Origin of the sequence: Sinorhizobium sp. B11, assembly GCA_039725955.1 — a bacterium.
Taxonomy (GTDB): Bacteria; Pseudomonadota; Alphaproteobacteria; order Rhizobiales; family Rhizobiaceae; genus Rhizobium.
This window is the reverse complement of the sequence record CP091034.1, coordinates 2,140,499-2,162,190: the sequence shown is the minus strand read 5'-3', so window position 1 is coordinate 2,162,190 and position 21,692 is coordinate 2,140,499. Positions and strand designations below refer to the sequence as shown.

Sequence of the window (21,692 nt, the reverse complement as noted above, 5' to 3'; positions counted from 1 at the left end):
TTGGTCGTCTATGCCAGTATCTCCGCATGACCAAAGGCGACCGGTTCGCGACTTTGGTTCGCAAAAAAGCAGGGCCGAAAGCCACGAGGACGGAGAAGAGATTTCATGTTTACACGCAGACAGACGCTCGGGCTTTTCGGTGCTGCGGCCGCAACGACCATTCTGCCGCAAGTTCGCTCCGCACAGGCTGCGGCCACGACGCTGCGGGTCGGCTGGCAGAAGTTCGGCGTGTTGCCGCTTGCCAAGGCTGCAGGTGCACTCGAAAAACGGCTTGAGGCCAAGGGTGTAAGCGTCGAGTGGAACGAATTCACTTCCGGCCCGCCGCTGCTCGAAGCCGTCGGCGCCGGCGCACTCGATTTCGGCGTCTCCGGCGATGTGCCGCCGCTCTTTGCTCAGGCCGCCGGTGGTGATCTTCTTTATGTCGGCGCCTATCGCGGCCCGGCTGCCTTCCACGGCCTGCTGGTACAGAAGGATTCGCCGATCCAGAAGCTGGAAGATCTCAAGGGCAAGAAAGTCGCCTACAAGCGCGGTTCCAGCGCCCATAATTTCGCCCTCAAGGTTCTCGCGAAGGCAGGACTTTCGCTGTCGGATATTACCGAAGTCGATCTGCCGCCGCCGGATGCAGGTGCCGCTTTCAAGACCAGCAGCATCGATGCCTGGGCGATCTGGGATCCCTTCTTCGCTGTTGCCGAGGCCGATCCGCAAACAAGGGTGCTGACGACTTCGGAAGGCCTGCTCGACAACTGGGGGTATTTCCTCGGAAACAGCACCTTCACCAACGCCAATCCCGAAGTGATCGTCGATGTCATCGACGAGCTTGCCAAGGTAGGCGCGGCCGCACAGGCCAATCTCGACGACACGGTGAAGGCGCTCGCCCAGATTACCGGCGTACCGGCCGATATCACCCGCGTTACGCTCACCCGCAGCCAGGCCGACCTCGGCAAAGTTTCGCTCGTTCCGGATGCGGCGCTCACCTACCAGCAGGCGCTCGCCGACGATTTCTACAAACTCAAGATCGTGCCGAAGCAGCTCACGATCAGCGATATCGTGTGGCATCCGAAAGCCAGTTGATCGGGTAACCGGACCGATTTCAGACATTTATAAGAAAGGAATGCGCTCATGACCGCTTCATCCGACCCGATCAATTTCCTCTGGTTCATCCCGACCTCCGGCGACGGCACCTATCTCGGCTCCACCGACCTCAACCGCGCGCCTGAGATCGGTTACCTCACGCAGATTGCCCAGGCGGTGGACCGTCTTGGTTATTCCGGTGTGCTGCTGCCGACGGGTGTTGCCTGCGAGGAATCCTTCGTCATGGCTTCGGCGCTCGCCGCGCGGACCGAGAAGCTGCAGTTCCTGGTGGCGATCCGCCCCGGCACGGCATCTCCGGCCTATTATGCCCGCCTTGCCACGACACTCGACCGTATCTCCAACGGTCGCCTGCTGCTCAATATCGTCGTTGGCGGCAGCCCAGCCGAGCTTGCCGGTGACGGCATCCATCTGGAGCATGACGAGCGTTACGCCCATGCCGACGAGTTCTTTCATGTCTTCGAAGAACTGCTGGAAAAGGGTGTCGCGAGCTATGACGGCAAGTATATCAAGGCGACCGATGCGCGCCTCGGATTCCCCTCGGTGCAGTCTCCGCGCCCACCGCTCTATTTCGGCGGCTCCTCGGATGCCGGCATCGATTTCGCCGTCGGCCGTGTCGACAAGTACCTGACCTGGGGCGAGCCGCCTGCACAGGTTGCCGAAAAAGTGCAGAAGGTGCGCGCTGCCGCCGTCGGCAAGGGCCGCGACGTCTCCTTCGGCATCCGCCTGCATTTCATCGTCCGTGAGACGGACGAGGAGGCATGGGAAGCCGCTGACCGCCTGATCCGCCATCTCGATGACGAGACGATCGCCGAAGCGCAGGAGCGTTTCGTCAAGGAATCCGACTCCGTCGGCCAGAAGCGCATGGCAGCGCTGCACGGCGGCCGCCGCGACAAGCTCGAAGTGTCGCCGAACCTCTGGGCCGGCATCGGCCTGGTGCGCGCCGGCGCGGGCACGGCCCTCGTCGGTTCGCCGAAGACGGTTGCCGCGCGCCTGCGCGAATATCAGGAGGTCGGCATCGATACGGTGATCGGCTCGGGCTATCCGCATCTGGAAGAGGCCTATCGCGTTGCCGAACTACTCTTCCCCGAACTCGGCATCGAGAGGGACGAACAGCGTCTGAGCTTCAACAACGAGTTCGGCCGCAAGAAGGTTTTCGCCGGTGGCAGCCATGGCGGCAACCTGAAGGTCGTCTCCGGCTCCTGATTGGGGGCCAGTCACCAACGCAATTCCGGAGACTAAACTCCGCACGGTTTCCCGGAATTGCACTGAAGCAAAGCGCGAGGAAGATATACATGTCGACTTTCGATACGCCGTTTGCGCGGGTTGCCGCCGATACCGACAAGGGCAGGGCGGGCTTTCGCCTGCCGCTGCCCGGCCGTGACAGGCTGCTGCCCTATCTGGTGCCGGTTGCAATCATCGCACTCTGGCAGCTCGGCTGTTCCGTCGGCTGGATTTCCTCGCGCATCATGCCGTCTCCGGCCGATGTCGCCAGTGCCTTCTGGACGACGACGATCTCGGGGCAACTGCCCGAGGATGTGCTGGTCAGCGCCGCACGCGCCTTTGCCGGCCTGCTTGTCGGCGGCTCTATCGGCTTCCTGCTCGGCATTGCCAATGGTGTGTCGAAACTCTCGGAGCAACTGACGGATACGACGCTGCAGATGCTGCGCACCATCCCGCATCTGGCAATGATCCCGCTCGTCATCCTGTGGTTCGGCATCGGTGAGGAATCGAAGCTCTTCCTCACCTCGCTCGGCGTGCTTTTTCCCGTCTATCTCAACACCTACCACGGCGTGCGCAATGTCGATCGCGACCTGATCGAGATGGGCAAGGTCTATGGCATGAGTGGCTGGACGCTGTTCCGCAAGGTGATCTTCCCCGGCGCGCTGCCGTCGATCTTCGTTGGGCTGCGATATGCACTCGGCATCATGTGGCTGACGCTCATCGTCTCGGAATCGATCGCCGCTTCCTCCGGCATCGGCCACATGGCCAACAATGCCCGCGAATTCATGATGACCGATGTCGTGGTGCTGGCGCTCGTCATCTATGCGGTTCTGGGCAAGCTCGCCGATGTCGTCGCTCGTGCCGTTGAGCGCCGGACGCTCAAGTGGAACCCGGCTTACGCGAAATAGGAGTTAGTGCGATGACCGTCATCTCGCGTGAGCGTTTCCATCCCGTCGATACAGCCGAATATGTCGAGCATCAGCCGATCGCCGCCGGCGAGGGCGCTGCCTCCATCACACTCTCGGGCCTCGAAAAGAGCTTTGGTGCCAACCGGGTATTGCGTGGCATCAACCTGCATATTCCCGCCGGCCAGTTTGTCGCGGTCATCGGCAAGAGCGGCTGCGGCAAGAGCACGCTGCTGCGCATCCTGATGGGCCTCGATGAGCCAACTGATGGTGAGTTGCGCTTCGAAGGAGCCGATGGCAGCGATACGCAGCCCAATGCCCGCATCGTCTTCCAGGAGCCCCGGCTTCTTCCCTGGCTCAGTGTCGCAGACAATGTCGTCGTCGGTCTCGGCGAAGGTATCGAAAAGAAGCGGGCGCTGGAAGAAGCTAAGGCTGTGCTGGCCGAAGTTCAGCTCGCCGAAAAAGCCGGCGAATGGCCGGCGCGTCTTTCCGGCGGCCAGCGCCAGCGTGTGGCGCTGGCCCGCGCGCTTGTCAGCAAACCCGGCATTCTGGCCCTCGACGAACCGCTCGGTGCACTCGATGCACTGACCCGCATCAGCATGCAGCAATTGCTGAACCGCGTCTGGCGCGAACTCGGCTGCACCACCGTACTCGTCACCCACGATGTCAGCGAGGCGGTGCATCTGGCCGACCGGGTCATCGTATTGGAAGAAGGCCGCATCGCGCTCGATCTCGCCATTCCCTATCCGCATCCGCGTCGTCACGGCAATCCCGCGCTCGCGGAGCTGGAAGGGCGGTTGCTTTCGGCCATTCTCGGCAGTGATGGCGGGCATTAGGTCCGCCAGTCATCCTCTTTCAGAGCAAGGCGCTTGAGTGTCGACGAAGTGACATTGCGTCGCTGCGATCGCGCGAGGCGAGACACGTGGGTAGGTCATCCGCTAGATTAGGCAGGTTCGCATCATTGCGAAACTTGGCACTCATTACAGTGGATCACTCCCATGACCATTCAACTCTACGGCTTCTGGCGCTCCAACGCCGCTTTCCGCGTCCGCGTCGCGCTTGCCTTGAAGAAACTGGCGTTCGAGGAAATCGAGATCGATATCCTCTCCGGGCGTCAGTTCGATGCCGCCTATGCGAAAGTGAACGCCGAGCATGTCGTGCCGACGCTGGTTCACGATGGTCATCAGTTCTTCCAGTCGCTGGCGATCATGGAATATCTGGACGATATCCATCCCGAGCCAAGGCTGATGCCGGTTGACGCAAAAGAGAGAGCCTATGCCCGGTCGCTGGCGCTTGTTGCCATCGCCGATGCCCATCCGCTGATCGTGCCGCGTGTGCGCAAACATCTCGGCGAGGCCCTCGGCGCCGATGCATCCGCGATCGAGGCATGGGGCCGGCATTGGACGACGGAGGGAATTGCGACCTACGAGCGCCTGCTCAAGCGGCGCCCGCCCGCGCCCTTCGCGCTGGGCGAGACCCCCGGCATTGCCGATATCTGCATCGCCGGCCAGATCGTCCTGGCCGAATTCAACAAGATTGACCTCGCGGCCTTTCCGGCCGTGGCGGCGCTTGGGAAGCGCTGTTTCGACATGCCGGAGTTTGCGCAGGCGCATCCGTCCAAGCAGCCCGGTTACTCGAACGCTCACTAGGATGGCGGGCGCAAGCTATTCCTGGGGCCGAAACTCGTCCGGCAGGTTTTCCTTATAGGGGTAGAACTTGAAATAGGGCATCGCCTCCTTCAGCGCCCGGGCGAAGGAGGGGCGCTCCAGCAGGCGGCGATAATAGGCTTCCAGCCCCGGCCGCTTCTCCGTGAAAGGCACCAGCGTCCGGGCATAGAAGAGGGCAGGTGCTGCGGCGCAATCGGCCATGGTGAAGGCATCGCCGGTGATCCAGGCTTTGCCGTCGATCTGTTTTTCCACCATGTCATAGGCAAGCGACAGCATGCCCCGCGCTTCGTTGACGCCATGCGGATCGGCCGAACCTTCCGGGCGCAGCCGGTCGATGACGATCTTCTGCATCGGCACCTGTACATAGAGATCGAAGAAGCGGTCCCAGAGGCGGACCTGCAGGCCGGCATTGGTTTCCTCGGGCACGAGCTGAACCGGGCCGGAATAGTGTCGGTCCAGATATTCGACGATGATGCTGGTTTCGGGAACCGTGCTGTCGCGCGTCTCGTCGCGCAGGATCGGAATCTTGCCGACTGGCCAGAAACGCAGAAGATCGGCGCTCGACTGTTCGTCGGCGAGATCGACGAAGCGGTTTTCGAAGGGCGTCGCATTCTCGTAAAGCGCGATCAGCACCTTGTGGCAGAAGGAGGCAAGCGGATGCTGGTAGAGAACGAGCGCCATGCTTTGACCTTTCCTGAGAAATTCAGCTCAGGACATAAGCAAGGCGCCTGCAAAATGCCAGATGGCAGACTCAGCCGTTAGAACGTGCCGTGACCAGATGGCCGGGGCTCGGCTGGCCTTCCTGCATGCGCACGTTGATTTCGAGCATCTCGAGGAGCTCGAAGCCGGTGGCGGAGAGGCGCTCGCGAATATAGGTCTCCGTATGGATGAACCGCTGGTGCGGGCCGACCATGTAGGGGCGGCCGTCCGCCAGCCTTTCGGGCAGGGTTTCCGAGGAGAAGACGAAAACGCCACCGGGCTTCATATTCTCGGCGGCGCCGAAGAAGAGCGGTTCCAGCGCGCCGAGATAGGGCAGCACATCGGTCGCGGTGATGAGATCGAAGGGGTCTTCGTCATTATCATCGAGGAAATCCTCGGCCTCGGCGACGAAGAGCGTCTCGTAGACTTCCTTCTCGTCGGCGATGACGACCATGTTCTCGGAAATGTCGATTCCGATCATCTCTTCGCAGAGGTCATTGAGCGCGCTGCCCGTCAGACCCGTGCCACAGCCGAGATCGAGCATGCGCTTGAAGGGGCCGAGCTTCAGATCCTGCAGGCGCTGACGCACGAGCATCGGCACGTGATAGCCGAGCTGCTCCACCAGCACATCCTCGAAGACTTCGGCATGCTGGTTGAAGAGGGTTTCGACATAGGCGTCCGGCGCACGGACTGGCGTTTCGCCGCGGCCCATGGAGGCAATACGGACGGCCGCGCCGCCGTGATCGTCGGGGTCGATTGCCAGGACCTCCTGGTAAGCCTCGACGGCCGCATCGACATCACCGGCTTTCTCAAGCGCAAGAGCGCGGTTATAGGCTTCCGCGAGAGCCTCTTCGTCGACTTTCTTTTTGTTCATGCGGGCGTTTTAGAGCCCGCAGCCTACCATCGCAACTGCATTTTCAGTGCAATATGAATTCACCCTTAAGAGAGCGCCATTCGGTTGCCGAAATGAGCCTGCGGTGAATGTAACGTACCGAATGCAGCGGCCCGTCCAGTTTCTCCTGCCAGAATTTCAGAAAACCGCGCATTTCCGGAAAGTCCGGGGCGAGGTCGTAGTCCTGCCAGATATAGGTCTGGAGAAAGGCCGGATGATCCGGCATGTGGTAGAGGATCTGCGCTGTCGTCAGCCCATAACCATTGAGCTGTTTTTCCATGTCTTTGTGCATTTTGTCTCGCTTCTTCTTGTTCCCACTTCGCGCTTATTAGCGCCACACGATATGAGATCATGCGGTGGTTAACCGAAGCTTGACAGATAGCACGTAAAAGAGCTATTTATTTTTGATTTCAAAGTCTTAGCAGCACTCATCGGGGAGTGCTGCTAAGTCTTTTCAGCGCTTCAGATGACGCGTCAGGCGGCGTTCGATCCAGTTCCAGAGGTGGCGAAGCGCCTCGACGATGGCGAGGTAGAAGATCGCCGCCCACAGGTAGGTCTGGTAATCAAAAGTGCGCGAGAAGGCGTAGCGCGTCTCGCCCATGAGGTCGAGCACGGTAATGATTGCGACGACCGCCGAGCCCTTAATGAGCAGGATGATCTCGTTGCCATAGGGGCGCAGCGCCACGATGAAGGCCTGCGGCAGGATGATCTTGCGGAAGGCGATGGCCTTGTGGATGCCGAGGGCGGCAGCGGCCTCATGCTGGCCGTGCGGCACACTCTGGATCGCGCCACGCAGGATCTCAGCCTGATAGGCGGCCGTATTGATGGTCATGGCAAAGACGCCGCAATACCAGGCGTCGCGGAAGAACCACCAGAGGCCGATTGCTTCCATCTGCGGGCGGAAGATGCCGAGGCCGTAATAGACGAGGAAGAGCTGGGCCAGCAGCGGCGTGCCGCGGAAGAAATAAATATAGCCGTAGGCGAGCCAGTTCAGCACCCGGTTGCCGGACATGCGGGCCATGGCGAGCGGCAATGACAGCACGGCGCCGAAGACGACCGAGAGGGCGACGATGGAAAGCGTGATCCAGAGGCCGTGCAGGTAGCGCGGCCCGTAACGGGTAAACTTATCCGGATCCCAGCCCTTGATGACGGTCAGGATCAGGAAGGCTGCGAGCAGTGCCCAGAAAGCGACGAGGATGTAGCCGGTGAGGCGGGCGGCCGTCATCGGCTTTGCCACCGCGCGCGGTGCAGCCTGTGGCGCGATCAATTTTTCAGCGTAGCTCAACGGCGGACCTCCGAACGCTTGGCCCAGCGGTCGATATAGACAAGCAGGAAGGAGGAGAGGATGGCGAGCACCAGATAGAGACAGCAGGCGATGCCATAGAAGAAGAAGGGTTCCTTGGTGACGCGTACGGCCACATTCGTCTGGCGCAGAATATCGGAGAGGCTGATGATCGAGACGTAGGACGTGTCCTTCAAGAGCACCATCCAGAGGTTCGTCAGGCCGGGCAGGGCGATACGCACAAGTTGCGGCAGGACGATGAGGCGCAGTGTGCGGCCGCGATGCAGGCCGAGCGCATCTCCGGCCTCATACTGGCCCTTGGGAATGGCGCGAAAGGCAGACAGCAGCACTTCCGAACAATAGGCGGAAAAGACCACCGACAGCGCAATGACGCCGGCGACGAAAGCGTTGATCTCGACCGGCGGCCCTTCATAGCCGGCAATGTCGAGCAGATACTGGATCAGGATCTGCATGCCGTAATAGATGATGAAGAGCGTCAGAAGTTCCGGCAGTCCGCGGAAGATCGTGGTGTAGATGCCGGCCGCCAGCCGCAGCGACTTCTCTTCCGACTGCTGGCCGAGCGCCACGAGAAAGCCGATGACGAGCCCGATCGGCAGGGTGACGATCGCCACCGAAACCGTGACCTGCAGGCCAAGCGCAATCTCGTCGCCCCAGCCGGTGTCGCCACAGGCAAGGATGGTCGACGGGGCCAACCAGGTGAAAATACCGACGGGTCCGCACAGCGGATCGAAGATGTGCACAAGCAGGCTCCAGAAGGAGCCGAGCGCGGAAAACAATCCGCCCATGCCAGAAATCCCCTCACGGCTTTTGCCGTTTTGATATTGCCACCTTTGTCAAACAAAAATGGCGGAAGAGCAAGCCTTCCGCCATTTCCTTCATCGGCCAGATAGCGAATTTATCATTCGCCGTAAACGTCGAAATCGAAGTACTTGTCCTGGATCTTCTTGTACTCACCGCTGGCGCGGATCGCGGCGATCGCCGTGTTGAGCTTTTCCTTCAGCGGATCGCCCTTGCGGACAGCGATACCGGCGCCATTGCCGCTGATTTCCTTGTCGACCGGCAGGGCCGTCAGGATCTTGCAGCAGGTGCCGTCACCGGATTTGATCCATTCCGAGAGGACGACGATGTCATCGATGACGGCATCGACACGGCCAGCCGCAACATCGAGCTTGTACTCGTCAGCCGTCGGGTAAAGCTTCAGCTCGCTGTCAGCGAAGTGCTTCTCGACATAGGTGACGTTTGTCGTGGAGATTTGCACGCCGATCGCCTTGCCCTTGAGGCCGGCGACATCAGTCACGGTCGAATCCTTCGGCAAAGCAACGGCCGGCGGGGTTCTGTAAAAATGATCGGAGAAGTCGACGAGCTTCAAGCGCTCCGGGGTGATCGCCATCGACGAGACGATCATGTCGAACTTCTTGGCGTTGAGCGCCGGGATGATGCCGTCCCAGTCGGTCGAAACGAAGGAACAGTCGGCCTTCATCTGAGCGCACAGGGCCTTGGCGATATCGATATCGAAGCCCTGGATGGTGCCGCTGGCATCGACGAATTCGAACGGCGGGTAGGTCGAATCGGTGCCAATGACGTATTTTTCGCCGTCGGCGAGAGCCGAACCGGCAAAGAGAGACAATGCCGCAACCGAGGCTGCAGCAAGGAGCTTCGTGGAAATACGCATGAGAATTCCTCTCACGGCTTTTGCCGTTTTGACATCGCCGTGTTGCCGAACAAAAAATGGCGGAAGAGCAAGTCTTCCGCCATCACCTTCATCGGCCAGATACCGAATTTATCATTCGCCGTAAACGTCGAAATCGAAGTACTTGTCCTGGATCTTCTTGTACTCGCCGCTGGCGCGGATCGCGGCGATCGCCGTGTTGAGCTTTTCCTTCAGCGGATCGCCCTTGCGGATGGCGATGCCTGCGCCGTTGCCGTTGATTTCCTTGTCGACCGGCAGGGTCGTCAGGATCTTGCAGCAGGAGCCGGCGTCGGACTTGACCCACTCGGAGAGAACGACGACGTCGTCGATGACGGCATCGACGCGGCCGCTGGAAACGTCGAGCTTGTACTCGTCAGCCGTCGGATAGAGCTTCAGCTCGGTGTCGGCGAGGTGCTTCTCGGCGTAGTTGGCATGGGTCGTGGAAGTCTGTGCACCGATCACCTTGCCCTTGAGGCCGGCAACGTCAGTGATGGTGGAGTCCTTCGGCACGGCGATTGCCGGCGGGGTGTTGTAATACTTGTTGGAGAAGTCGACGAGCTTCAGGCGCTCCGGGGTGATCGACATCGACGAGACGATCATGTCGAACTTCTTGGCGTTGAGCGCCGGGATGATGCCGTCCCAGTCGGTGCTGACGAACGAGCATTCAGCCTTCATTTCGGCGCAGAGTGCCTTGGCGATATCAATGTCGAAGCCCTGAATGGTGCCACTGGCGTCGACGAATTCGAACGGCGGGTAGGTCGAGTCCGTGCCGATCACGTATTTTTCGCCGTCAGCAAGTGCTGCGCCGGCAAAAAGGGACATTGCCGCTAGCGAAGCTGCAGCAAGGAGCTTGGTGGAAATGCGCATGAGGATCCTCTCTGTTGGTGGCGCCGGGTCTTGTTGTTGTTCGCCGGCGGCCGCACACTTCGACGGTGCCACCACCGTCTTGCGGCGATAATCAAACCTTTTTTCGCAAAATTGCAACAGGAATCCCCGCGCAGTTGTGCGTTGCAACCGGCAGCCGAGATGAACAGGGCCCGACCGTGGTGTTCAGGCAAGGTTAATCCCGTCCTTCTTAGCGTCAGGAACAAATCTGCATTTTAACGATTTGTGCTTCGCTTAGTGCACAAAAAGCCGTGATTGCGGGGCAGTCAGCCCCGGTTGAAGTCAAAATAAGGACGAGGAAACCCCTGATGGGCATGAAATCCAGACTGTTTGCCAGTGCGGCCTTTCCGCTGCTTTCCCTTACCCTGGTGGTGCCGCCGGTAGGCGCTTACGCCGCAGTGGGCGGGGTTGAGCACGGCGCTGTCGGCACCGTCGCCAATCCCCTTATCGGGGGCAGCTACGAGGTGGCACAGGACGCACCTTCCGAAGAGGAGCTTCTGAAAAGGAAGAAGCAGGCGGAAGAGCAGCAACAGCAGCAGGAGGCGCCTGCAGAAAAGCCGCAGAAGCGCGAGGCCCCCGCCGAAAGCGCTCCGGAACCGGAACAGAAGCCCAGGCGTCAGCGCGAACCCGCACCGCAGGCAGAGCCCCAAGCGCAGGCACCTGCGGCTGAGGAGCCCGCACGTCCACGCCGCCAGCGGGAAGCCCAGCCCGAACAGGCAGCACCCGACCAGCAGGCGCCTGCCGCCGAAGAGCCGCAGAAGCCGCGGCGCCAGCGTCAGGCGCAGCCGGAACAGCGGGCCGAACCGCAAGCCGAACAGCCGCCCGCAGAGCAGCCGAAGCGCCAGCGCGACCGCAAGCAGAATGCCGAGCAGGCCGCCCCTGAGGCGCAGCAGCCGGCTGCCGAAGCCCCGGCCGCAGGCGAGGCGAATCAGCCCGCTGAAAAACCGCGCCAGCGCCCGCAGCGCCAGAAGAACGAGACAACAGAGCAGCCCGCCGAGCAGAGCACGGAACAGCCTGCAGAGCAGCAGGGTGGCAAGCGCTCGGCCGGCGGCAAGCGTCCCGCTGCCACCGAGCAGCAGGCAGCACCGGCCGGAGAAGCACCGGCTCCCGCTGAAAAGCCCGCAACGGCCGAGAAGCCTGCGACCGCAGAACAGCCTGCCGCCGAGCAGCCCGTTCCGACCAAGAAGCCGGCGACTGCTGAAAAGCCCGCCACAGCCGAACAGCCGGCCGCTGGCCAGGCTGAACAACCTGCAGCAGGTCAAGCCCAGCAACCGGCCGAGCAGCCCGCCGCCGGCCAGGTTCAGCCGGAACAGCCTGCCGCAAACGCTCCGCAGCCCGGCCAGCCGCCGGCAGCCACTGCACCGCAGCAGGCCGAACAGGCCATTCCGGCGCCCGAAAAGGTCACACCGCAGGAACTGGAGCGCCGCAAGGAGATCGCCCAGGACCCTGCCAAGAGCAACGAGACCATCGTGTTGCCGGTTCAGAACGGTGCCGCCGTTCTCGACAGCGACAAGGATGCCGATCGCAGCCAGGGCCGGCAGGGTCGCCGCGACCGGGATCGCCAGCGCGCCGACAGCCAGGATTTCAAGCTGCCGACCTCCGATGCCGAAGCTCAGTCGCTGAGCGGCACCCGGCAGCGTGCGCCGGTACAGATCGAGGCCATCACCCGCGAGGAAGGCCGGCGCATCGACCGCCGTCCCCAGTTCGCCCAACCTGACGGCGCGCGCTACGGCGAGCGCACCGACGACAGCCGCGTCATCATCCAGTTCGGCAACCGCACCGTGGTGCGCAGCGACGACGATCGCCGCTTCCTGCGCGACGGTGAACGGCCGAGCTATGAGGAGCTTTCGGGCGACCGGTACCGCGAGACGATCATGCGGCCTGAGGGCTATCGCATCGTGACGCTCCGCAACCGCTACGGCGACATCATCCAGCGCTCACGCGTCGATGCACGCGGCCGGGAAGAGGTGCTCTATTATTCGCCTGAGCTTTATGAGGATCCGGACCGCGATTACTTCGAGGATCCGGGTGCCGACCTGCCGCCGATGCGTCTGCGCGTGCCGCTCAATGACTATATCATCGACACCAGCACCGATCCGGACCGTGACTATTACGAGTTCCTGAGCGAGCCGCCCGTCGAGCCGGTCGAACGCGTCTATTCGCTGAACGAGGTGAAATATTCCGCCCGTATCCGGGACAAGGTGCGCCGTATCGACCTGGATACTGTGACCTTTGCGACCGGCAGCGCGGAAATTCCGATGAGCCAGGCCCGCACGCTGCGCAAGGTGGCGGATGCGATGAACGAAGTGCTCGACAAGAACAAGAGCGAGACCTTCCTGATCGAAGGCCATACGGATGCTGTCGGTTCGGACCAGAGCAACCTGATCCTCTCCGACCAGCGCGCGGAATCGGTCGCCAACGTGCTGACGGATGTCTATGGCATTCCGCCGGAGAACCTTGCGACGCAGGGTTATGGCGAGCGCTATCTGAAGGTGAATACGGATGGGCCTAACCAGGAGAACCGGCGTGTGACCATTCGCCGTGTCACGCCGCTGGTGCGGCCGGTGGCACAGAACAGATAAGAGGGCGCCGGACTGTTATGAGGAGGGCGAGGTCGCGAGGCCTCGCCCTTTCTTTTTGGATTTTCTGGGAAGAGCGAGGGCGCGTGCCGTGTGGCACCCCCCTCTGGCCTGCCGGCCATCTCCCCCACAAGGGTGGAGATTGGCTGGGCGCACCGGCGTCCCCAAACTGTTAGCGTTGCAGCCCGGCAAAGCGGTAGAGAGACGCAAAGGTCAGCCCGCTTGTCGATCTCCACCCTTGTGGGGGAGATGGCCGGCAGGCCAGAGGGGGGCGTCCCACGGCACGCCGTGAGCAGAAAACAACACACCCGATTCCGGAGGCCGCCGTCTCATACCTTTCCTCAAACGCCAACCGGAGCCCCAAGCCCAACTGTTTGCGCCACGAAATCGGCAATCGCGACGGTATCATCGAGATCAAACACCACCAGACCCGCCGCGTCGTCCACCACATGATCGGCCGCAATCGCCACGATATGCGGGTCCTCGGGCGCCAGCGGGTCACGCCTTGCCGATTCGAGCCGCCGCGCCTCGATCTTCGGGATCGGCTCGCGCTTGTAGCCCTCGATGAGTACCAGATCGCAGGGCGCCAACCGCGCCAGGATCTCCTCGAAGCTCGGCTCCGCCGCACCACGCAGCTCGTGCATGATGGCGTAGCGGGTGCCGGAGACGATCGTCACCTCGTGGGCGCCAGCCTGGCGGTGGCGGTAGCTGTCAGCGCCGACCTTGTCGATGTCGAAATCGTGGTGGGCATGTTTGATCGTTGAAATGCGATAGCCGCGGCGGGTGAATTCCTCGACGAGGCGCACCGCAAGACCTGTCTTGCCGGAGTTCTTCCAGCCGGCGATGCCGAAGATTTTCTGCGTCATTGCCCCACCTTCCTTCATCCCTCCATCTAGCTTCATCCCCCCAGCGCCTCCAGCCAGCGTTCGCCTTCGATTAGATCATCGGGCGTGTTGATGTTGAAGAAGGGATCGAGCAGGCTGGCGCGGGTCGGATGCAGCGGGAATGGCACTTCCGTTACGTCATGACGCAAGAGGAAGTCGCGCACGCGGCGCTTCTCGTCAACCTTGACCCATTCTTCCAGATCGGCGGCGAGCGCGGTCGGCCAGAGGCCGAAGACCGGGTGGCTGCGGCCCTCGGAGGCAGCAATGGCGATCTGTTCGGGATGGCTTATCGCATTCATAAGCCGGCTAACGAGGTCAGCCGGAAAGAAGGGGCAATCGACAGAGACAGTCACGACATGCGTGGCGGGCAGGCCGGCGCCATAGACCATGGCCGCGTGGATTCCGGCCATTGGCCCCGCCTTGCCGCGAATACGATCGGAGACGACGGGCAGGTCGTGTCCGACGGCTGTGTCGGCATTGACGGCGATCTCCGCCGTCTGCGGCGAGAGGCGAGCCAGGACATGCGAAAGCAGGCTGCGGCCGCCGAGCATGACGCCCGCCTTGTCGCGGCCCATGCGCGATGAGCGGCCGCCGGCCAGCACGACACCTGGAATGGTCGATTGGTCGAGCACGAAGTCGGTCATGGCGGTACCTCTGACGATCACACGGGCGAACGGGGCGCCGATTCCTGGGCGACCGGCGGCACGTGACGCTTAGCCTCACGATAGAACGTATAGAGGCCTGATGCGATAACGATGGCGGCGCCCACGAGCGTCCAGAAATCCGGCAGTTCGGCAAAGAATACGAAGCCGAGCAGGGACGAGAAGATCAGGCTCGTATAGCGGAAGGGCGCCACGAAGGAGATTTCGCCAGTACGCATGGCGAGGATGACCGACTGGTAGCCGACCAGCACCAGCACAGAGGCGAGCAGCAGATGCGAAAGCGAGGTGACGCTGACCGGTTCCCAGCCGCCGAGGAAAGGGATCATCAGCGCACCGAAGATCGCGACCGAGACCGCCGTGACCGTCGTGATCATCAGCGAGGGAATATCCCTGCTGATGCCGCGGGTGGCGAGGTCGCGCCCGGCGGTGGAGGCAACACTGGCGACACAGAGGAGGGCGGCCGCGGTAAAACCTTCCGGGCCGGGGCGGATGATGATCATGACGCCGGCAAGGCCGACGAGGATCGCCAGCCAGCGCCGCCAGCCGACCGGTTCCTTGAAGAAAAGTGCCGCACCGAAGGTGACGACCAGCGGCAGCGACTGGAGGATTGCCGAGGCATTGGCGATCGGCATCATGCCGAGGGCGGTAATGTAGGTGACGGCAGCGATGATCTCGCAGGCGATGCGCAGCGCGATGACAGGCTTGAGCATGACGCGCCAGGGCCGTAGCGCGCCCAGCTTCCAGGCGATCAGATAGACGAGGATGCTGGTGAAGAGGCCACGCAGAAACATGATCTCGCCGGCATTCATGTAGGCTATGACGGATTTGGAGAGTGCGTCGCTTGCGGAAAAGCCCGCCATCGCCATGCTCATGCAGATGGCGCCTTCGGTATTGCGTGATCGCGGCATGCTGGAGATTCCCTTACCTTACAAGCCCTTTTAGAAGGGAACGGCGGACAAGGGTATCGGAGGAATGCCACACTTCCGATAATTCGATGCTGCACTGCAGTACAACCTGCAGCAAGGTAAAGCAAATCCTTGTGCAGTTGCGGCAAATATTAGAAATATAAGGATAATTCCCAAATCTTCCGGTTGCCGATTAAGGTTGTATCAACCGATTCAGCGAAATATGCGACCACTCTCCATGATGGAGGATGCCGCCGAACCATCCGGAATGATTGCGGACTGGACGGTACCATCAGCTTCAAGGCGCCGCATCCATGCACTTCATCGACCGACTTCTGCAAAGCCGTCGCATCGTCACCAAGGTCCTGCTGTTCGTCATCCCGCTCGTCGTGCTGATCGCAGGCGTCGGCATCCTCGGCTACCACACGGCCAACATCCTGAACGGTCACATGACGGTGACGCGCGCCACGATCGAAAACATTTCCGATTTCGAGAACCTGCAGGCGGCACTGCAGGAGTTCGTCTCCGATCCGTCGGATGCGAGCAAAACCGGCTTCGGCAAGGCGATCGATGCACAGGAGAGCGGCGTGCTGCGCCTCAACGGGCTGCTAAAGACGGACGACCAGCGCAGCCAGCTGACCGAAGTCAGCGGCCTGGCCTCCGCCATGCGCAAGCAGCAGGAGACGCTGTGGAGCCTGCGTCAGGCAGAGGATGCAAGCGTTGCGGCCATCGACACGACGGTGCAGGCGATTTCGGCTGCTGCGGATGAAGCCGGCGGCCAGACCGATCTGGTGCGCAAGGACTTCACCGACAAGGAAATCTTCGCCAAGGCGCTGCTCTACGATTCTGCCGCCTTCAAGTCGCTTACAGATATCATGGGCGCGATGCGCGTCGACATCCAGATGGGCTTTACGCCCGAGGAGCAGATCGAAGCCGCCCAGCAGCATATTGCCGAGATCCTGAAGCAGCTCGCTGTCGCCAAGGAAATGGTCTCCAAGGATGGCCAGCCGCTGATCGCACAGGTCGCCGAAACGGCCGGCAAGCTCGATGCGCTCTTGAAGGGCAACGGCACACCGGATGAGAAGGCCTCCGGCATGGCGCCGCTCCTGACCGGCTTCGTCAACACCGAGGGGCAGATGACGCTGCAATCGGCCAAGAACAGCGATACGGCGTCCGCCCGCTTCGTCAGCCTCGACAAGAGTATTGCCGAACAGCGCGAGCTTCTGACCTCTGTCGACCAGGTGCGCGACGGTGCCGACCGGTTGCAGGTGCATGTGAGCCAGATGCTGAGCGCGCGTGATGCCGCCGCGCGGGACGTGGTTCTTGCCGACCTCAAGGCTCTGACCGAAACCGCCGGAAAGATCTCGGCGCTCGGTGCAAATGATGCAGTGATGAAGGCTTTTGCGGACAAGATTGCCCCGGCTGCGGCTTCGCTGACCTCTCGTTCGGCCGACATGCTGAAGGCTGCGGCGGACTGGAAGGCGGCCCGCCAGCAATCCTCCGAAATCCTTTCCGGCGCCATGGCCGCTCTTCGCCAGTTCGTCAGCCAGGCACAGGAACTCGGCAAGGAGGACAGCGAGCGTTCGGCCAATGTTTCCGTCTTTGCCATGATCCTCGGCACGCTGCTTGCCATTGTCGGCGGCCTGATGCTGGTTGAGACGCTGCGCGGCCCGCTGAAGCGCGTCTCCGAGGTGATGACGCGGCTTGCAAATGGCGATCTCGAAGTTGCCATCGAAGGCCGCAACCGGGGCGACGAGATTGGCGACATGGTGCGCTCGGTTGCCGTCTTCCGCGATGCGGCGGTCGAAAATGTCCGGCTCGAGAGGGAGGCCGAAAGTGCCCGTGCGCTCTCTGCCGATGAGGCAAGCCGCCGCGCCGCCGAACGCGCTCGCATCGAGGCCGAGCAGAAGCAGGCGCTGCATGCGCTCTCCGACGTACTGAATGCGCTGGCCGAGGGCAATCTCGAGATCGGCATGCGCCGCGATCTCGCCGCCGATTTCGTCGATATGGCCGATACCTACAATCATGCCGTCGAGGCACTGCGCCAGACGCTTGCCGATGTGCGTGGCGCCACCGTCGAGATCAAGGGCGGCACGGGCAATCTCGCGTCCTCGGCTGACGACCTTGCCCGCCGCACCGAACAGCAGGCGGCCGCCCTTGAGGAAAGTTCGCGGGCGCTGCGACACCTGAGCGACGTCGTGCGCTCCACCGCCGACCGCGCCAAGCAGACCGCGCATTCGGTCAACGAGACGCAGGTTTTCGCAACTCGTTCCGGCGAAGTGGTCGCCAAGGCCGTCGACGCCATGAGCGAAATCAACCGCTCGTCCGAGAAGATCGCCACCATCATCGGCGTCATCGACGAGATCGCCTTCCAAACCAATCTGCTGGCACTGAACGCCGGCGTGGAAGCCGCGCGGGCAGGCGAGGCGGGACGTGGCTTTGCCGTGGTGGCGCAGGAAGTACGCGAACTCGCCCAGCGCTGCGCCAAGGCCGCCCGCGAGATCAAGGAACTGATCTCGGCAAGTTCCGGCCAGGTGCAGAGCGGCGTGCAACTCGTCGAGGAAACCGGCCAGGCGCTTGCCGAAATCATCGCCCATGTCGGCGGCGTGCAGCGCCTCGTCTCCGAGATTTCGGCAGCCACCGGCGAGCAATCGACCGGCATTCACGAGGTCAGCAAGGCGGTGCATGACGTCGAGCTGATTACCCAGCAGAATGCGGCGATGGTGGAAGAGAACAATGCCGAGATCCAGGGCTTGCGCCAGCGCGTCGACATGCTCTCGGACAAGGTCAACCGCTTCCGCACCGGCGAGGAGGGTGAGGTGCATGGATATGGCCGCGCCGAAGGGCGTTGGACGGGCCGCGCTGCCTAAGTCAGTGCATCGGCAATGAGATCACAAAGAGCCCGCGGTTTTCCAACCGCGGGTTTTTCTTTTGAACAATTAGCCGACCCGGTCGTTTTCCAACCATGTCCAACAAAGGAGAACCGCGATGGATTGGAACCGTGTTGAAGGCAACTGGAAGCAGATGAAGGGCAAGGTTAGGGAACAGTGGGGCAAGCTCACTGACGACGACCTCGACCAGATCAACGGCCGCCGCGAACAGCTCGAAGGCAAGCTGCAGGAACGCTACGGCTACGAAAAGGACCGTATCCGCAAAGATGTCGATACCTGGTACGACAGCCAGACCTGGCACTGATAACAATCCGATATCATAGTCTTCCACTCACATAGACTTGGCCCCGCTCGCGCGGGGCTTTTTTTGTGCCGGCTATCAGCCGCGGCACGCCGTGTTGATGCTATGGCCGAATCCTGTTCTCCGTTAGATATCTTGGAACCGAGCACAGCGGATATACGAACCATGAGCACTGCGGAAAAACCAGATAAGTCAAACCCGGAGCTCCCGATGGGATATTCTGCGGTTCCCCGGGGCAAGCTTGCCAACGCCGTCACCTGCCTGGAAATGACCGAGAAGCCGCTGCCGAGGGAGGCAAGGAATATCGCGGGGCTTTCCTTGGAGAGAATGCCGGCGCCCGATCCGCAGACATACCGGCAGCTCTTCCGGGCGATCGGCGAGGACTGGCTGTGGGTTTCCCGACTGGTCATGAGCGATGAAGCGCTGAAGGCCATTATCGGCGACCCCCTGGTGGAGATCTACGTGCTGCTCTCGGACGGCCGGCAAGTCGGTATGCTGGAACTTGATTTTCGCCAGCCCGGCCAATGTGAACTGGTCTTCTTCGGCGTGGGCAAAAACGCCATTGGCACCGGGGCGGGGCGCTATCTCATGAATCACGCTTTATCCATCGCCTGGGCGCATCCGATCGAGCGGCTCTGGGTGCACACCTGCCACTTCGACCATCCGAATGCACTGCCGTTCTATCAGCGGTCCGGTTTCAAACCCTACGCATTCATGATCGAGGTCGCGGACGATCCGCGGCTGACCGGGGTTTTGCCCCGGTCGGCGGCGCCGCATGTGCCGATCCTCGAATAGGGCCGCGCCAGGCGCAAGACGCTCATCCGGAGCTCGGGGATAGAAGGCTGTAAAAGTTCGTTGGCGCACCGTGGAGCGTGAGTTCGCGCTCGAAGCCGAAGCCGCATTTCTCGAGAACGCGGCGGGATGCTGGATTGGCCGGCCGTACCAGGCCGATAATCCGCCGGGCACCCAGTTCGTCGAAGGCAAAGGCCAGAATGCCGGAAACGAGTTCGGTTGCGTAACCGTGTCCCCAGCTTCGCGGATCGAGGTGATAGGAAAGGTTGAGAGCGTCGAACTCGTTCGACACGGTCACTCCGCCAAAGCCGATCAGCTCACCATCGGCGACGACTGCAAAGCGGCCAAAGCCATGCTGCTTCCAATGCGCCATGTCCCTTGCCAGTCGTGCAGCACTTTCCTCGGCGCTATCCGGCTGGGGCACGGGTCGATGCGCCACCAGTTCAGGCCTTGCGAACAGTTCCGTCAGAAAAGGAAGATCCTCCAACGTCGGCGGGCGCAGCAACAGCCTGTCGGTGCGGCGGGCCTCCATCGTCGGGGCGTGGCTGTCGATCACAGCCGGCACCGGCCTTTGCCGACCCTTCGCATGGCTGCCGGCGTTCGGTCCTGCAATCGATTCACGGGATCGATTACTGCCGCTGGGCGGCACCGGCCTTTGCCGGCCCTTCGCATGGCTTCGGGCGTTCGGTCCGGCAATCGATTCACTGGATCGATTGCTGCCGCTGCGCGGCACCGGACCTCACCCACCCGTAACGCTCATGTGCCGGGCGACAGCCGGGCGTTTATGGGTACGGTCGATGATGAAATCATGGCCTTTGGGCTTGCGGGTGATGGCCTCGTCGATTGCCGCATGGAGCAGGCCGTCATCTTCGGTGGCACGCAGGGCGGAGCGCAGGTCGGCAGCGTCATTCTGGCCGAGGCACATGTAGAGCGTGCCGGTGCAGGTGAGGCGCACGCGATTGCAGCTTTCGCAGAAATTATGGGTCAGCGGGGTGATGAAGCCGAGGCGGCCGCCGGTCTCCGCGACCCTGGTATAGCGGGCAGGGCCGCCGGTCTGGTAATCGATATCTTCAAGCGTAAACTGCTGTTCGAGATCGGCGCGCAGCTTGGAGAGCGGCAGGTACTGGTCGGTACGGTCTTCTTCGATCTCACCCATCGGCATGGTTTCGATGACGGTGAGATCCATGCCGCGGCCATGCGCGAAGCGCAGCATGTCCGGCATCTCCGCCTCGTTGAAATCCTTCAGCGCCACGGCATTGAGCTTGATCTTCAGGCCGGCTTTCTGGGCTGCATCGATGCCTTCCATCACCCTGGCGAAATCGCCCCAGCGGGTGATCTTGCGGAATTTATCCGGATCGAGCGTGTCGAGCGAAACGTTGATGCGGCGCACGCCGCACTCAAAGAGTTCCTGCGCATGGCGTGCGAGCTGCGAACCGTTGGTGGTAACCGTCAGCTCGTCGAGGCCGAAGCCGATCTGTTTTCCAAGCTGGCGGACCAGATGCATGATGTTCTTGCGCACCAGCGGCTCGCCGCCGGTCAGCCTGATCTTGCGCACACCCTTGGCGATGAAGGCGGAACAGAGCCGGTCGAGCTCTTCCAGCGTGAGCAGATCCTTCTTGGGCAGGAAGGTCATGTTTTCCGCCATGCAGTAAGTGCAGCGGAAATCACAGCGGTCCGTGACGGAGACACGCAGATAGGTGACCGCACGACCGAAGGGGTCGATCATCGGTCCTGCACCAGCTACCAGCGGGGAGGCATTGCCAATCGTTCCGACACTGCTGTTCACGTCTGTCTCCGTACTCGTTTCAATGTGGGCATATGCTATTGTGGCGTCAAGGGAAACAGGCCGCGGCATCAAGCGAATTTGCGCTTGCGCCGAAAAAGATCAGCGCCTACTCCTCGCATCAGAAGAGGACATTGAGATGAGCGATATCTGGCCGACCGAAATCAGGATCTCGAAGGACCGCCAGAGGCTGGTGATAAGCTTCAATGACGGCCAGAGCTTCGATCTCTCGGCCGAGCTGCTGCGCGTACTGTCGCCCTCGGCCGAGGTGCAGGGGCACGGGCCAGGGCAGAAGGTCACGGTGCCGGGCAAGCGCAATGTCGCCATCGTGTCCGTCATCCCGACGGGCAACTATGCCGTGCGCATCGGCTTCGACGACATGCATGATACCGGCATATTTACCTGGACCTATCTGCGCGAACTCGGCGAACGCGGCTTCGAACTCTTTTCCGCCTATGAAGAAGAGCTCAAGGAAAAGGGGATGAGCCGCGACGTGACCGAACGGCCGCGATAGAGCTATACACTTTTGCTGGAATTGCTT

At 61.7% G+C, this 21,692-nt stretch carries 22 protein-coding genes; 10 read left to right on the top strand and 12 right to left on the bottom strand.

All coding sequences use genetic code 11. The features are described from left to right. Positions 1-105: 105 nt before the first annotated feature. From LVY75_20530 to maiA, 5 genes are all read left to right on the top strand, one after another. Positions 106-1,071: an aliphatic sulfonate ABC transporter substrate-binding protein gene (locus LVY75_20530; GenBank protein ID XAZ25521.1), complete on the top strand. Its 966-nt coding sequence runs from the start codon at positions 106-108 to the stop codon at positions 1,069-1,071. Between the two features lie 48 nt (positions 1,072-1,119). Further along, the gene (gene ssuD / locus LVY75_20525; protein XAZ25520.1) at positions 1,120-2,295 is read left to right on the top strand and encodes an FMNH2-dependent alkanesulfonate monooxygenase; all 1,176 of its coding nucleotides are present in this window, start codon (positions 1,120-1,122) and stop codon (positions 2,293-2,295) included. Positions 2,296-2,384: 89 nt separating this feature from the next. Continuing rightward, positions 2,385-3,221 carry an aliphatic sulfonate ABC transporter permease SsuC gene (ssuC, locus tag LVY75_20520; GenBank protein ID XAZ25519.1) on the top strand — a complete coding sequence of 279 codons (837 nt, stop codon included), beginning with the start codon at positions 2,385-2,387 and terminating at the stop codon, positions 3,219-3,221. 11 nt (positions 3,222-3,232) lie between these two features. Then, complete coding sequence (locus LVY75_20515) at positions 3,233-4,054, top strand: ATP-binding cassette domain-containing protein (GenBank protein ID XAZ25518.1); 822 nt, start codon at positions 3,233-3,235, stop codon at positions 4,052-4,054. Between the two features lie 162 nt (positions 4,055-4,216). Continuing rightward, complete coding sequence (gene maiA, locus LVY75_20510) at positions 4,217-4,867, top strand: maleylacetoacetate isomerase (GenBank protein XAZ25517.1); 651 nt, start codon at positions 4,217-4,219, stop codon at positions 4,865-4,867. Between the two features lie 15 nt (positions 4,868-4,882). Here maiA and LVY75_20505 read toward each other — a convergent pair whose 3' ends face one another. The 7 genes from LVY75_20505 to LVY75_20475 all read right to left on the bottom strand — a co-directional run bounded on the left by LVY75_20505 (position 4,883) and on the right by LVY75_20475 (position 10,336). After that, positions 4,883-5,566 (bottom strand): glutathione S-transferase family protein, encoded by a 684-nt coding sequence (locus tag LVY75_20505; GenBank protein ID XAZ25516.1) that lies wholly within the window; start codon positions 5,564-5,566, stop codon positions 4,883-4,885. A 70-nt stretch (positions 5,567-5,636) separates the two neighbouring features. Beyond that, entirely contained in the window at positions 5,637-6,458 is an 822-nt protein-coding gene (locus LVY75_20500) for a class I SAM-dependent methyltransferase (protein XAZ25515.1), read from the bottom strand. 43 nt (positions 6,459-6,501) lie between these two features. Beyond that, the gene (locus LVY75_20495) at positions 6,502-6,768 is read right to left on the bottom strand and encodes an usg protein (protein XAZ25514.1); all 267 of its coding nucleotides are present in this window, start codon (positions 6,766-6,768) and stop codon (positions 6,502-6,504) included. Positions 6,769-6,930: 162 nt separating this feature from the next. Continuing rightward, the gene (locus tag LVY75_20490; GenBank protein ID XAZ25513.1) at positions 6,931-7,761 is read right to left on the bottom strand and encodes an ABC transporter permease; all 831 of its coding nucleotides are present in this window, start codon (positions 7,759-7,761) and stop codon (positions 6,931-6,933) included. Further along, positions 7,758-8,564 carry an ABC transporter permease gene (locus tag LVY75_20485; GenBank protein ID XAZ25512.1) on the bottom strand — a complete coding sequence of 269 codons (807 nt, stop codon included), beginning with the start codon at positions 8,562-8,564 and terminating at the stop codon, positions 7,758-7,760. The genes LVY75_20490 and LVY75_20485 overlap by 4 nt, the downstream gene beginning before the upstream one ends. A 113-nt stretch (positions 8,565-8,677) precedes the next feature. Then, positions 8,678-9,451, bottom strand: coding sequence for a transporter substrate-binding domain-containing protein (locus tag LVY75_20480; protein XAZ25511.1), 774 nt, complete (start codon positions 9,449-9,451; stop codon positions 8,678-8,680). Positions 9,452-9,562: 111 nt separating this feature from the next. After that, positions 9,563-10,336 carry a transporter substrate-binding domain-containing protein gene (locus tag LVY75_20475; GenBank protein ID XAZ25510.1) on the bottom strand — a complete coding sequence of 258 codons (774 nt, stop codon included), beginning with the start codon at positions 10,334-10,336 and terminating at the stop codon, positions 9,563-9,565. Positions 10,337-10,662: 326 nt separating this feature from the next. On the opposite strand from LVY75_20475, the gene LVY75_20470 reads away from it, so the two are divergent. Continuing rightward, positions 10,663-12,936 (top strand): OmpA family protein, encoded by a 2,274-nt coding sequence (locus LVY75_20470; protein ID XAZ25509.1) that lies wholly within the window; start codon positions 10,663-10,665, stop codon positions 12,934-12,936. 338 nt (positions 12,937-13,274) lie between these two features. Here the strand turns inward: LVY75_20470 and mobB are convergent, their stop codons facing one another. From mobB to LVY75_20455, 3 genes are read right to left on the bottom strand one after another with little or no spacing between them, the layout of a single operon-like run. Beyond that, positions 13,275-13,799 carry a molybdopterin-guanine dinucleotide biosynthesis protein B gene (gene mobB, locus LVY75_20465; protein ID XAZ25508.1) on the bottom strand — a complete coding sequence of 175 codons (525 nt, stop codon included), beginning with the start codon at positions 13,797-13,799 and terminating at the stop codon, positions 13,275-13,277. A 32-nt stretch (positions 13,800-13,831) separates the two neighbouring features. Further along, positions 13,832-14,461, bottom strand: coding sequence for a molybdenum cofactor guanylyltransferase MobA (gene mobA / locus LVY75_20460; protein ID XAZ25507.1), 630 nt, complete (start codon positions 14,459-14,461; stop codon positions 13,832-13,834). A gap of 17 nt (positions 14,462-14,478) precedes the next feature. After that, positions 14,479-15,387, bottom strand: coding sequence for a DMT family transporter (locus LVY75_20455; protein ID XAZ25506.1), 909 nt, complete (start codon positions 15,385-15,387; stop codon positions 14,479-14,481). A 311-nt stretch (positions 15,388-15,698) separates the two neighbouring features. On the opposite strand from LVY75_20455, the gene LVY75_20450 reads away from it, so the two are divergent. The 3 genes from LVY75_20450 to LVY75_20440 all read left to right on the top strand — a co-directional run bounded on the left by LVY75_20450 (position 15,699) and on the right by LVY75_20440 (position 19,371). Beyond that, complete coding sequence (locus tag LVY75_20450) at positions 15,699-18,254, top strand: methyl-accepting chemotaxis protein (protein XAZ25505.1); 2,556 nt, start codon at positions 15,699-15,701, stop codon at positions 18,252-18,254. Positions 18,255-18,372: 118 nt separating this feature from the next. Continuing rightward, positions 18,373-18,579, top strand: coding sequence for a CsbD family protein (locus tag LVY75_20445; GenBank protein ID XAZ25504.1), 207 nt, complete (start codon positions 18,373-18,375; stop codon positions 18,577-18,579). A 162-nt stretch (positions 18,580-18,741) separates the two neighbouring features. Further along, a complete protein-coding gene (locus LVY75_20440; protein ID XAZ25503.1) occupies positions 18,742-19,371 on the top strand; it encodes a GNAT family N-acetyltransferase in 630 nt (209 codons plus the stop codon). A gap of 22 nt (positions 19,372-19,393) precedes the next feature. On the opposite strand, the gene LVY75_20435 is transcribed toward LVY75_20440, so the two are convergent. Both LVY75_20435 and moaA read right to left on the bottom strand, forming a co-directional pair. Next, positions 19,394-19,900: a GNAT family N-acetyltransferase gene (locus LVY75_20435; GenBank protein ID XAZ25776.1), complete on the bottom strand. Its 507-nt coding sequence runs from the start codon at positions 19,898-19,900 to the stop codon at positions 19,394-19,396. A 207-nt stretch (positions 19,901-20,107) separates the two neighbouring features. Then, on the bottom strand, positions 20,108-21,154 hold the full coding sequence (gene moaA / locus LVY75_20430) for a GTP 3',8-cyclase MoaA (protein ID XAZ25502.1): 1,047 nt from the start codon (positions 21,152-21,154) through the stop codon (positions 20,108-20,110). Positions 21,155-21,290: 136 nt separating this feature from the next. Between moaA and LVY75_20425 the strand changes: the two genes are divergently transcribed. Continuing rightward, the gene (locus tag LVY75_20425; GenBank protein XAZ25501.1) at positions 21,291-21,665 is read left to right on the top strand and encodes a DUF971 domain-containing protein; all 375 of its coding nucleotides are present in this window, start codon (positions 21,291-21,293) and stop codon (positions 21,663-21,665) included. Positions 21,666-21,692 lie beyond the last annotated feature (27 nt).